The sequence below is a fragment of the Pseudoalteromonas sp. 20-92 genome, from assembly GCF_030847595.1.
Taxonomy (GTDB): Bacteria; Pseudomonadota; Gammaproteobacteria; order Enterobacterales; family Alteromonadaceae; genus Pseudoalteromonas; species Pseudoalteromonas fuliginea.
The window spans coordinates 268,261-280,400 of sequence record NZ_JANJGQ010000004.1; the positions used below are offsets into that span (position 1 = coordinate 268,261).

Here is a 12,140-nt window from a genome sequence, read left to right on the forward strand (position 1 = left end):
ATTTGAAACCATCTTAGCACTCTTTAACCAAGAGTGCTAACCCCAATTTAAAACTTTTTTTAATCATAAATCAAGAGGTTTTTTTGCGTTATTTAAGTCTACTATAAGCGGCTGAATAAGTGATGAATTAAAGGGATGCAAGAGGTTCACCTCATCGCAGCACCTCATTTATAACTTATTACCTTGAGGAGAATAGTACACAAACATGACAGTTTTAATAAAGGAGGTACTACCCAACCCGATAGCATACGCATACCGAGCAGGGTTAGTTCACTTATATGGTACATAAGCATCGAACGACTAATAGATTCGAATTATACTTTATCGGGTTCTATTTCTTTAATGTATCGATTTACAGAAAGATACGAACCAATAAAGCCCAAGCTTGTTGCAAGTAAAACTAACAGGCCAAACTCTTTTAATGTTAAACCAATTAACGAAAAACTTGTTTGGTAAACACCCGCTACACTACTGACAGCAGAAGATAGCCACCACATCATTAAAGCAACCGATATGAAGGCAAATAGCCCACCGATAACACCATACCAAATACCCGTCCATAAAAATGGTGCATGAATAAATGTATTAGTAGCCCCAACTAATTTCATTACTTGTATTTCTTCTTTTTTATCCATAATAGATAAACGAATAGTATTACCAATAATAAGCGTGACTGAAGTAAGTAACAGTAGCGTGATCGTTATTACACTCTCTTTTAACAAACTCAACAATGCATTTAAACGCTCTAACCATGCTATATCGAGCTTACCAAAATCAACCTCACGCTCAGCTTCCAGCTTAGTTAAAAGAGCTCTAGCTGCATTAGGCTGACGATCACGCTTAGTTGGTGTGACCAACACAACATCAGGAAGTGGGTTACTATCTAAGTACTCTAATGCTTGCCCAAACCCCGAGACACTTTTAAACTCTGTAAGTGCTTGCTGCTTTGAAATAAATGCCACACTCTCAACTTCGGGATACAGTGCTAAACGTTTCACCAAAGTTTGTGTTTGTTGCTCGCTCATCGTCTCTTTTACAAACAAAGATATTTCGCTTGCTTCTTCAAACCCGCTACTGACTTGTTGAACATTTTTAACCACTAAATAAAGTGTTGCTGGTAGCGTTAAACTCAAACCTAGTACAGCAATTGTCATCATCGAAGCTAAAGGCGTACGCCACATTTCACCAAGGCTGTGTATTCCTTGACGAAAAATATTAATAATAAAAAAATAACCGCCAGCTAATATAGATTTTTTTTGCTTTTCGTTTTTATTTTGGCGCCCCTTAAATAGTAAGCTCATAAAACCTCCTGCGCTAAGGGGTCTTGAAGCATTCGCCCGTCTTTTAAAGTTAAGCTTCTATATTTCATACGCGCAACCAAGCCTAAATCATGAGTGGCAATAAGCACGGTTGTACCGTGTTTATTAAAATCTTCAAATAATCGTAAAATTTCCATCGAAAGTTCAGGGTCAAGGTTACCTGTTGGCTCATCGGCCAATAAAATTGGTGGCGAGTTAACTATCGCGCGAGCAATACCTACGCGCTGTTGTTCGCCGCCAGAAAGCATAGACGGGTGGCATTTCACTTTATCAATTAAGCCCACTTTATCGAGCGCCCCATGAACCCGCTTTGCAATTTGATTATGATGAGTACCCTCAATAATTAATGGCAATGCCACATTATCAAATACAGTATGGCGCTCTAATAAGCGATGATTCTGAAAAATAATACCAATGTCACGACGGGCATAGGGAATTTGACGCGAGTTAACCTTATTTAAATCAACACCGTTGATAAACACGTTACCCGCAGATGGGCGCTCCATTAAGCTAATTAACTTTAATAACGTACTTTTACCTGCACCACTGTGACCAGTTAAAAATGCAAGTTCGCCCGGCTTAATATGAAAATTAACTTTTTCAAGGGCCCGATGCCCTCCTGGGTAGGTTTTACTTACTTGCTGAAAATTTATCATTTTTTATTATGCCAACCTCATCATAAACACGAATGCAATTGGTATTCCTCGCAATTAAAAAGGGAGCAAGCTCCCTCTTAGTAAATTAAACGTCGTCCTCATCTTGGCTAAATAACGCATCAATAAAGTCATCACTCTTAAAAGTACGTAAATCATCGATACTTTCGCCAACACCAATATAACGAATTGGAATATTAAACTTATCAGCCACCGCAAAAATAACACCACCTTTTGCAGTTCCATCAAGTTTTGAAAGGGTAATACCAGTTAAGCCTACACACTGATTAAACAAATTCACTTGGCTAATCGCATTTTGCCCTGTGCCTGCGTCAATCGTTAACATCACTTCATGCGGCGCATCAGGGTCAATTTTTTTCATTACACGCGCTATTTTTTCAAGCTCTTGCATTAAATTATCTTTATTTTGCAAGCGCCCAGCTGTATCGGCGATTAATACATCCACTTTACGAGCTTTCGCGGCTTGAAATGCGTCAAAAACAACTGAAGCACTATCAGCGCCAGTGTGTTGTGCAATAACAGGAATACTATTGCGCTCACCCCATACTTGAAGTTGCTCAACAGCAGCCGCTCTAAACGTATCACCAGCAGCCAACATAACCGACTTACCTTCGTTTTGAAATTGCTTAGCCAGTTTACCAATAGTCGTGGTTTTACCTACACCATTCACACCCACCATCAGTATTACGAATGGTTTTTTATCAGTTGGTATCACTAAAGGCTGCTCTGCAGTTTTAAGCATAGTGGCCATTTCTTGTTTCATTAGCTCGTAAAGTGCATCGCCATCTTTTAACTGTTTACGATTAGCCCCATCTGTTAATCGATCGATTAACTTCATGGTTGTATCAACGCCCAAATCGGCAGTTAATAGCTGGGTTTCCAGCTCTTCAAATAAATCGTCATCAATTTTTTTGCCGCTAAATATAGACGCAAATCCAGATCCAATATTAACGCGAGTTTTTAATAAGCCTTTTTTAAGGCGAGAAAAAAAACCTTCTTTTTTGGGTTTATCTTCTTTGTCCGCTTTAAGTTTTTCAGCCTCAATACTCGCTTGCTCTAAACGCTCACTTTCAACTTTTTCAGCCGCAACTCGCGCTTGCTCTAAACGCTCGATTTCAACTTTTTCAGCCTCAACACGCGCCAGCTCTAAACGCTCGGTTTCAACTTTTTCAGCTACAACACGCGCCTGCTCTAAACGCTCGGTTTCAACTTTTTCAGCTGCAACACGCGCTTGCTCTAAACGATCGCTTTCAGCTTTTTCAGCTGCAACACGCGCTAGCTCTAAACGCTCGTTTTCAACTTTTTCAGCCTCAATACGCGCTTGCTCTAAACGATCGCTTTCAGCTTTTTCAGCCTCAATACGTGCTTGCTCTAAACGATCGTCTTCAGCTTTTTCAGCCTCAATACGCGCTTGCTCTAAACGATCGCTTTCAACTTTTTCAGCCTCAATACGCGCTTGTTCTAGACGATCGCTTTCAGCTTGTTCAGCTGCAACTCGTGCTTGCTCTAAACGCTCGGTTTCAGCTTTTTCAGCCTCAATACGTGCTCGCTCTAAACGCTCGGTTTCAACTTTTTCAGCCTCAATACGTGCTTGCTCTAAACGCTCGGCTTCAGCTTTTTCAGCCGCAATTCGCTCTTGCTCAAGGCGCATTTGCATTTCTTGTTCGGCTAAACGCTGTTGCAGCTCTAATTGTTTTGCATGGGCATCAGCTTGTTCTTTTGCCAATAATTCAGCATTTGCTTGTTCAACCGCTAACTTTTCAGCTTGCTCTGTATCGTGCTTCTCTGTTTCAGCGCGCTCTTGCTCTATACGCTCAGCTTCTTGTTGTTCGGCCAACGCTTGTTGGTTATTAGTTTCTTTTACTTGCTCTGCTTGTTTTTCATCTGACTTACCAAAACCAAACCAAGACAGGAATTTACTTTTTTTTGCCATACTTGCTAATAACCACTTATAAAAATCTGATAAACTAAAATTTGAAAATAGCTTTATTGTGCTCGGCAATATCTGCCAGCAAAAAAACAGTTCAAAACATTAAGAGCTAAATAGTAACACTTTTAATGCAGTTGAAAAATGAAGCTATACGTAATCTACTGCAATATTATCTGAGCTAGATCCCAGATACCATTTTTTAGTGAGCTAAATGAGAAATAAAACGGCGCAAAATAAAGTAATTAATAAATCAAGTGATGGCTTTATTAGAATTATAAGCGGTCAATTTCGTGGCAGAAAGCTACCAGTAAAGGATGTGCAAGGTCTGCGTCCAACCACCGATCGCATAAAAGAAACAGTATTTAACTGGTTAATGCAAGATACGCGAGATACAAACGTACTTGATTGCTTTGCCGGCTCTGGTGGTTTAGGGTTTGAAGCATTATCTCGTTTTGCTAAAAGCGCTACTTTTATTGAGCTTGATTTATTAGCAGCAACGCAATTAGAACACAATATAACAACTTTAAAATTGCAAAACGCGCACGTAAAAAATATAAATACATTATCGTTTTTAGAACAAAAAAACCTAAATGAACCTTTTGACCTCGTTTTCGTTGATCCCCCTTTTCGTAAAAACCTAGCCCAAATTAGCTGCGATTTTTTAGAAAAGAATCAATGGCTCAGCTCAGAAGCTTTAATTTACGTTGAAGTTGAAAGTGATTTAAACTCATTCACAAAACCAGATAACTGGCTGTTAATTAAAGAAAAAAAAGCTGGCCAAGTGTTTTCTAGGTTGTACCAACGCCAATCAAATTAATACTGTTTTACATGATGTGTTTCTGTTAATATTGTCCTTTACATGTGGTGTTGCTTCGGATTACAATACCGCACCATTTTTGAACCACTTGATCAATGTTTGATCAACTTGAGCAACGCTCATAATTTAGGTAGGTGAATTTTTAATGCCAGTAATTAAAGTAAGAGAGAACGAACCGTTTGACGTAGCACTTCGTCGCTTCAAGCGTTCATGTGAAAAAGCAGGAATCCTTTCAGAAGTTCGTCGTCGCGAGCACTATGAAAAACCAACAGCTGAACGTAAACGTAAAAAAGCTGCTGCAGTTAAACGTCACATGAAAAAACTTTCTCGTGATAACGCTCGTCGCGTTAAATTATACTAATATATTAGGTCTTGTATAAATGAGCCTTTTAATAACGCTAAAAGATGCGCAAAAAGATGCGATGAGAGCCAAAGACAAGCAACGTCTTAACCCTATTCGTATGGTACTTGCTGCAATCAAGCAACGTGAAATTGACGAGCAAATAACGCTAGACGACGCAGGTATTACCTCCGTTATAGTGAAGCTTGTTAAACAACGTCGTGACTCTTACACTCAGTACAAAGATGCTGGGCGTGATGATTTAGCTGATATTGAAGCCAATGAAATAGTAGCGCTTGAAACTTTTTTACCTCAACAATTGAGTGAAGAAGAAATCATTGCTCTCATTGACGCGGCTATTGCTGATACTAATGCAGCAGGTATGCAAGACATGGGTAAAGTAATGGGTATAATCAAAAGCAAGGCTGAGGGTCGCGCCGATATGGGCAAGATCTCTGGTTTAATTAAGCAACGATTAACTGCCTAATACTCCCACATACATTAAAGTATGATTGAAGTAAACCGAGCCTTGTGCTCGGTTTCTTTGTTTTTAACTTTAATAAAAGTGCTTCAATGTGGTTATTTAAAGATAAAATTATTTATAGCTACTCTGTTTATTTAGCTTTCGTTTTGGTAAGTTAAAGCACGTTATACTCTGCGCCAAGCGAGTATAAGAAGTAAATTTCACATTCGTTATTTTTATCATTATCTCAGGACTGCATTTTACTAATGGCTGGAAAGATCCCACGTAACTTTATAGACGATTTACTTGCCAGAACCGATATTGTCGACCTGATAGACTCAAAAGTAGGTCTAAAAAAAGCAGGTAAAGATTATCAAGCTTGCTGCCCTTTTCATAATGAAAAGTCCCCTTCGTTCACGGTATCTCAAGATAAGCAGTTTTATCATTGTTTTGGCTGTGGCGCTAACGGGAATGCGATTTCATTTATAATGGAATACGAAAAGCTCGAGTTTGTTGATGCTATTGAAGAAATAGCCAGCATGCTTAATTTAGAAGTACCTCGAGAACAAGGCACAAGTTCAGCACCAGAACGCACCGCAGCACAAAAGCGCTCTGATTACGATTTAATGCTCCACACAGCACGCTTTTATCAACACCAATTAAAACACCACAGCAATTCAACGGCTGTAATAGACTACGTTAAGGGCCGAGGTTTAAGTGGTGAAATAGTTAAAAAATTTATGATTGGTTACGCTCCAAGTGAATGGGATGGTTTATGCCTACAGCTTGGCCGCAACAAAGAACAAAAAGAGCAATTAGTTGAGCTAAAGCTCGCTTCAGAAAAAACACCCGGTAGACAATTTGATTTTTTCCGCGACCGCTTAATATTTCCTATTCGCGATAAACGCGGACGTGTTATCGCCTTTGGTGGGCGTGTAATGCAAGCCGACCAAGGTCCTAAATATTTAAACTCTCCAGAAACCAGAATTTTTCATAAAGGTTTTGAGTTATATGGTTTATATGAGGCAAAACAAGCTCATAAAAAGTTAGACCATGTACTTATTGTTGAAGGTTATATGGATGTGGTGGCGCTTGCTGAACAAGGTATTGAATATGCTGTTGCTGCACTTGGTACTGCAACTACGAGCGAACACATGCACACCCTTTTTAGAACAACAGATAAAGTTATTTGTTGTTACGATGGGGATCGCGCAGGGCGAGATGCAGCGTGGCGGGCACTTGAAAATGCTCTTCCTTATTTGAATGACGGAAAAGCCTTAAATTTTGTTTTTTTACCCGATGGTGAAGACCCTGACTCTCTAGTACAAAAAGAAGGTAAAGAGCTGTTTGAACAACGCTTGAGTGAAGCCGATGACTTTACTAAAGTATTATTCAATAAATTAAGCCTAGAAATAGATTTAACACTCGATTCTGGCAAGGCAAAATTACTTAGTGCTGCACTGCCATTAATAGAAAAAATACCCAGTGAGTTTTATCAAGAAAACATTCTTGAACAACTCGGTCGTTTAATTGGTCGAACACGTGAGCAGCTTAATAGTCGCTTAAAAACACCTAAGCAACAGCACTCTATTGAGCGAAAATTTAAAATAACACCTATGCGACAGGCCATTGGTATTTTAATTCAGCACCCACAATTGGCTAAAAGTATTCCTTATTTGCCCGATTTAGCGCAAATGAGCATAGCCGGTATTGGATTATTACTGCGCCTACAAGAACAAGCATTAGAAAAAGAGAATGTTACCACCGCGCAATTACTCGAATTTTTTAGAGGAACTGAAGATTACGAGCCATTAATAAAGCTTGCAACGTGGCAACACGAAATAAATGAAGAGCGTTTAGAGACTGTTTTTCAAAATACTTTTAAATTTATTGAAGATCAGTGTTTAAATTATCGACTAGAGACCTTATTAATAAAGGACAAGACACAAGGTCTCAATAGCGATGAAAGACTTGAATGTCATTTGTTAATGACAGCGTTAAAAGCGACTAACAGCTAGTCAGATCTAATTTTGGCTGTTATACTGTGCTATTCACTGCGTCACATTATTCTAGTTGGCTTAAATGCAAACTACATGATGGCGCCTGTTGTATCAACTTATCAGAGTGGAAGAAAAAATCTCTATGGATCCAACTCCTCAGTCACAATTAAAACTTCTGATTCAGAAAGGTAAAGAGCAAGGCTACTTAACTTTTGCAGAAGTAAATGATCACCTTCCACAAGACATTATAGACTCAGATCAAGTAGAAGATATCATAAGCATGATTAATGATATGGGTATCAAGGTTAGCGAAAATGCGCCTGATGCTGATGAATTAATGATGCAAGAAACAACGACAGACGAAGACGCAGCAGAAGCTGCCGCTGCAGCCCTTGCGACTGTAGAAAAAGAAATCGGCCGTACAACTGATCCGGTACGCATGTACATGCGTGAAATGGGTACTGTTGAACTTCTGACACGTGAAGGCGAAATTGTAATCGCTAAACGTATTGAAGAAGGCATTAACCAAGTTCAGATTTCTGTTGCAGAGTACCCTGAAGCAATCACTTACCTACTTGAACAGTGGGATAAGTTTGAAGCTGAAGAAATGCGTTTAAGCGATATCATCGTTGGATTTATCGATCCGAATGAAGATACAGCGCCAATTTCAGCAACTAATATTGGTTCAGAATTAAGTGCTAAGCAACTTGACGACGATGATAAAGACGACAAAGACGATGCTGATAGCGACGATGAAGATGAAGAAGAGATAGACACAGGACCAGATCCTGAAGAAGCTCGCATTCATTTTGAAAATCTACGTGATTTATACAACAAAGCACGTGATACGTTTGAAGCTAAAGGTCGTTCGCATCCTGAATCACAAGCAGCCATTTTTGAAATTGGCGAGCTTTTCAGAACCTTTAAATTAATACCTAAACAGTTTGACCGCATGGTAAATAACATGCGTGAAATGATGGACAGAGTTCGTATTCAAGAACGTCTAATCATGAAACAAGCTGTACAAATTGCTAAATTACCGAAGAAAACATTCGTTAAGCACTTTGCTAACAACGAAACTGATGCTTCTTGGGTTGATTTAGAAATTTCAGGTAACGAAAAGTATTCAGCTAAACTTGAAGAAGTTAAGCCAGAAATCATTCGTAGCATTAATAAATTATCTGTTATTGAACAAACAACAGGTTTAAGCATTGAGCGTATTAAAGATATTAACCGTCGAATGAGCATTGGTGAAGCGAAAGCACGCCGTGCGAAAAAAGAAATGGTTGAAGCTAACTTACGTCTTGTAATCTCAATTGCTAAAAAATACACAAACCGTGGCTTACAATTCTTGGATTTAATTCAAGAAGGTAACATTGGTCTGATGAAAGCGGTTGATAAATTTGAATATCGCCGTGGTTATAAGTTCTCTACTTATGCTACGTGGTGGATACGTCAAGCAATCACTCGCTCTATTGCTGACCAAGCAAGAACAATCCGTATTCCAGTACATATGATTGAAACGATTAATAAACTTAACCGTATTTCTCGTCAAATGTTACAAGAAATGGGTCGTGAGCCAAATCCAGAAGAATTAGCAGAACGCATGATGATGCCTGAGGATAAAATCCGTAAGGTACTTAAGATTGCTAAAGAGCCAATTTCAATGGAAACACCAATCGGTGATGATGAAGACTCTCACTTAGGTGACTTTATCGAAGATACAACCATTGATTCGCCAATCGATTCGGCAACAATGGAGTCTCTTCGAGGCGCAACTAACGATGTACTTGCAGGCCTAACAGCTCGTGAAGCTAAAGTACTACGTATGCGTTTTGGTATTGATATGAATACCGACCACACCTTAGAAGAAGTAGGTAAACAGTTTGACGTAACACGTGAACGTATTCGTCAAATAGAAGCGAAAGCGCTGCGTAAATTACGCCACCCTTCTCGCTCAGATTTACTGAAAAGCTTTTTAGACGCTAAATAATTTAGCGCTACTATATAAACTAAAAAGGCCGCTATAGCGGCCTTTTTTCTATTTTAAGGAAATAACCATGGCTTGGATCCAAATTCGTATTAATGCCAATGCTGCAACAGCTGATGCCGTAAGCGACCTATTAATGGAAGCCGGTAGCGCTTCAGTAACCTTTATTGACGCAAAAGATACCCCTATTTACGAGCCTAAAATTGGCACTGTTGTGTTCTGGGCTGATACCACAGTCATTGGCTTGTTCGAAGCTAATCACGATATGAACGCAGTTGTTGCGTTATTGAAGCGCCATGATGAGCTAAAAGACAATTTAGTATACAAAATCGAGCAACTTGAAGATAAAGACTGGGAACGTGAATGGATGGATAACTTCCACCCTATTCAATTTGGCGAAAAACTATGGATTTGCCCAAGCTGGCGCGACATTCCAGACCCTGATGCAGTAAATGTATTGCTAGACCCAGGCCTTGCTTTTGGCACGGGCACACATGCAACAACGGCCTTATGTCTTAAGTGGTTAGAAAGCCAAGATCTGACGGGTAAAACGGTTGTTGATTTTGGTTGTGGCTCAGGCATTTTAGGTATTGCAGCTATAAAACTAGGTGCAGAGCGTATGATTGGGATAGATATTGACCCTCAAGCGCTTGAGGCAAGCCTTGATAACGCTAACCGAAATGGTGTTGCAGACAAACTCGAAGTATACCTTCCAGAAAACCAACCTGAGTTTAGTGCTGATATTGTGGTGGCTAATATTTTGGCGCAACCGCTGCGTGAACTTCACAGTGTAATTTTGGGATTACTCAAGCCAGGTGGAAAAATTGCTATGTCGGGCATATTAGAAGAGCAAGCCCAATCGGTTGCCGATATTTACGCGCCGTTTATTGAGCTAGATAACATTGCCGTTGAAGGTGATTGGACTCGAGTGAGTGGCACTAAAAAAGCGTAATAAACTGCACAATCAAATTTAGAGCATTAACTCAAAACATGCATGTAAAGCCTGTATTTAACAGGCTTTACTATTTTTTTACATAATAAAAAATAAACTTATTTTGTTGCAAAAACAAAATACGCTCAAATTTCACACAAATAAAGCCATTCCTCATACGGTTATCAAATGTCAATACGAAAAGGGCAAAAAAAAGTCACTTTTGTTCAATTTATAGCCTTTGATTTTTGCTAAAAAAACCGTAAACTTAGCGCCCCTTGAAAAGAGGCCTATTGAATATAGTGCGTATCGGTAAATACCAACTTGAGAATAATGTAATTGTCGCGCCAATGGCAGGCATTACAGACAGACCATTTAGACAACTTTGTCGTCGCTTAGGCGCGGGGCTTGCTGTGTCTGAAATGCTATCGTCTAATCCTAAGGTTTGGAAAACAGAAAAGTCGATGAACCGTATGGATCACAGCGGTGAATCGGGTATACGTGCTGTGCAAATTGCAGGAGCAGATCCTGAGCTTATGGCGCAGGCCGCACAATTCAATGTTGCTAACGGTGCACAGATCATAGATATCAATATGGGGTGCCCAGCAAAAAAAGTGAACAAGAAACTCGCAGGCTCTGCCTTATTACAGTTTCCTGAACTTGTGGAAGAGATTATTGATGCAGTCGTTAACGCTGTAGATATACCTGTAACACTTAAAATCCGTACAGGATGGGATCCGGATAACCGTAATGGTGTAGAGATTGCGAGAATAGCTGAACGTTATGGCATTGCATCACTTGCTGTACATGGGCGTACGCGCGCATGTATGTACAAAGGTGATGCTGAGTACGCCACGATTAGGGATATAAAACGTTCAGTGTCGATTCCTGTTGTTGCCAATGGTGATATTACATCACCAGAAAAAGCAAAACAGGTTTTAGACTATACGGGTGCAGATGCCATTATGATTGGCCGAGCCGCCCAAGGTCGCCCTTGGATATTTAGGGAGATAGACCACTATTTGCGAACTGGGGAACACTTACAGCCGCCTGCTATTGCAGAGGTGCGCAGTATATTAATGGAGCATTTAACAAACCTCCATTTGTTTTACGGTGAGCCAATGGGAGCGCGAATTGCTCGCAAACATGTATCTTGGTATTTGCAAACCCATGACAGTGATGGTCAGTTTAGGCGAGTATTTAATGCGCTCGACAACCCACAGGCACAGGTCGTCGCATTAGAGCAATACTTTAAAACACTAGCAGCTAACTAAGAAAGAAAGAGACTTAATAATGTTCGAACAAAACGTGACTTCTCCATTTATCACTAACCCTCATGTTCAGTCACACGAGAAACCGCAGCCATTGCGTGATGCAGTAAAAAAAGCTGTTCACCACTATTTAAAGCAGCTTAACGGTCAAGATGTGCAAGACGTTTACGACCTTGTTCTTTCAGAGCTAGAAGCGCCATTACTTGAAGAAGTGATGACATATACACGTGGTAACCAAACTCGTGCAGCAATTTTACTAGGTATCAACCGTGGTACTTTACGTAAAAAGCTTAAAAAATACGGCATGAACTAATACCAATTATATTGAAAACGTAAGTATTCTAACGAGTTAAACAAGCCCATAACGTCGTTAATAATTTTTTATGTAGAATAACTACACAGCAA

Annotated in this window: 11 protein-coding genes; 8 read left to right on the forward strand and 3 right to left on the reverse strand. The window is 39.7% G+C overall.

The window, feature by feature from the left end; genetic code table 11:
• Positions 1-314 precede the first annotated feature (314 nt).
• The 3 genes from ftsX to ftsY form a co-directional block, all read right to left on the reverse strand.
• Positions 315-1,301, reverse strand: coding sequence for a permease-like cell division protein FtsX (gene ftsX / locus NRL14_RS06465; RefSeq protein WP_007376031.1), 987 nt, complete (start codon positions 1,299-1,301; stop codon positions 315-317).
• Positions 1,298-1,975, reverse strand: coding sequence for a cell division ATP-binding protein FtsE (gene ftsE, locus NRL14_RS06470; protein ID WP_096793829.1), 678 nt, complete (start codon positions 1,973-1,975; stop codon positions 1,298-1,300). Before ftsE ends, ftsX begins: the two co-directional genes overlap by 4 nt.
• Before the next feature lie 85 nt (positions 1,976-2,060).
• Complete coding sequence (gene ftsY, locus NRL14_RS06475) at positions 2,061-3,926, reverse strand: signal recognition particle-docking protein FtsY (RefSeq protein WP_306724258.1); 1,866 nt, start codon at positions 3,924-3,926, stop codon at positions 2,061-2,063.
• A 208-nt stretch (positions 3,927-4,134) separates the two neighbouring features.
• On the opposite strand from ftsY, the gene rsmD reads away from it, so the two are divergent.
• From rsmD to fis, 8 genes are all read left to right on the forward strand, one after another.
• Positions 4,135-4,740, forward strand: a complete 606-nt coding sequence (rsmD, locus tag NRL14_RS06480; protein WP_007376028.1) for a 16S rRNA (guanine(966)-N(2))-methyltransferase RsmD — start codon at positions 4,135-4,137, stop codon at positions 4,738-4,740.
• 145 nt (positions 4,741-4,885) lie between these two features.
• Positions 4,886-5,101, forward strand: coding sequence for a 30S ribosomal protein S21 (gene rpsU, locus NRL14_RS06485; protein WP_002957797.1), 216 nt, complete (start codon positions 4,886-4,888; stop codon positions 5,099-5,101).
• A 19-nt stretch (positions 5,102-5,120) separates the two neighbouring features.
• Positions 5,121-5,567, forward strand: coding sequence for a GatB/YqeY domain-containing protein (locus NRL14_RS06490; RefSeq protein ID WP_007376027.1), 447 nt, complete (start codon positions 5,121-5,123; stop codon positions 5,565-5,567).
• Between the two features lie 242 nt (positions 5,568-5,809).
• Positions 5,810-7,561: a DNA primase gene (gene dnaG / locus NRL14_RS06495; protein WP_306724259.1), complete on the forward strand. Its 1,752-nt coding sequence runs from the start codon at positions 5,810-5,812 to the stop codon at positions 7,559-7,561.
• Positions 7,562-7,685: 124 nt separating this feature from the next.
• Entirely contained in the window at positions 7,686-9,536 is a 1,851-nt protein-coding gene (gene rpoD, locus NRL14_RS06500) for an RNA polymerase sigma factor RpoD (protein WP_306724260.1), read from the forward strand.
• Positions 9,537-9,603: 67 nt separating this feature from the next.
• A complete protein-coding gene (prmA, locus tag NRL14_RS06505; RefSeq protein ID WP_306724261.1) occupies positions 9,604-10,485 on the forward strand; it encodes a 50S ribosomal protein L11 methyltransferase in 882 nt (293 codons plus the stop codon).
• Between the two features lie 281 nt (positions 10,486-10,766).
• On the forward strand, positions 10,767-11,738 hold the full coding sequence (gene dusB / locus NRL14_RS06510) for a tRNA dihydrouridine synthase DusB (RefSeq protein ID WP_010553368.1): 972 nt from the start codon (positions 10,767-10,769) through the stop codon (positions 11,736-11,738).
• A 19-nt stretch (positions 11,739-11,757) separates the two neighbouring features.
• Positions 11,758-12,048 (forward strand): DNA-binding transcriptional regulator Fis, encoded by a 291-nt coding sequence (gene fis, locus NRL14_RS06515; protein WP_002957804.1) that lies wholly within the window; start codon positions 11,758-11,760, stop codon positions 12,046-12,048.
• Positions 12,049-12,140: the final 92 nt, after the last annotated feature.

What these genes read in the sequence shown, in the direction of transcription:
- ftsX (WP_007376031.1), bottom strand. Translation starts at nt 1,301, where the DNA reads ATGAGCTTACTATTTAAGGGGCGCCAAAATAAAAACGAAAAGCAAAAA.
- ftsE (WP_096793829.1), bottom strand. Translation starts at nt 1,975, where the DNA reads ATGATAAATTTTCAGCAAGTAAGTAAAACCTACCCAGGAGGGCATCGG.
- ftsY (WP_306724258.1), bottom strand. Translation starts at nt 3,926, where the DNA reads ATGGCAAAAAAAAGTAAATTCCTGTCTTGGTTTGGTTTTGGTAAGTCA.
- rsmD (WP_007376028.1), top strand. Translation starts at nt 4,135, where the DNA reads ATGAGAAATAAAACGGCGCAAAATAAAGTAATTAATAAATCAAGTGAT.
- rpsU (WP_002957797.1), top strand. Translation starts at nt 4,886, where the DNA reads ATGCCAGTAATTAAAGTAAGAGAGAACGAACCGTTTGACGTAGCACTT.
- NRL14_RS06490 (WP_007376027.1), top strand. Translation starts at nt 5,121, where the DNA reads ATGAGCCTTTTAATAACGCTAAAAGATGCGCAAAAAGATGCGATGAGA.
- dnaG (WP_306724259.1), top strand. Translation starts at nt 5,810, where the DNA reads ATGGCTGGAAAGATCCCACGTAACTTTATAGACGATTTACTTGCCAGA.
- rpoD (WP_306724260.1), top strand. Translation starts at nt 7,686, where the DNA reads ATGGATCCAACTCCTCAGTCACAATTAAAACTTCTGATTCAGAAAGGT.
- prmA (WP_306724261.1), top strand. Translation starts at nt 9,604, where the DNA reads ATGGCTTGGATCCAAATTCGTATTAATGCCAATGCTGCAACAGCTGAT.
- fis (WP_002957804.1), top strand. Translation starts at nt 11,758, where the DNA reads ATGTTCGAACAAAACGTGACTTCTCCATTTATCACTAACCCTCATGTT.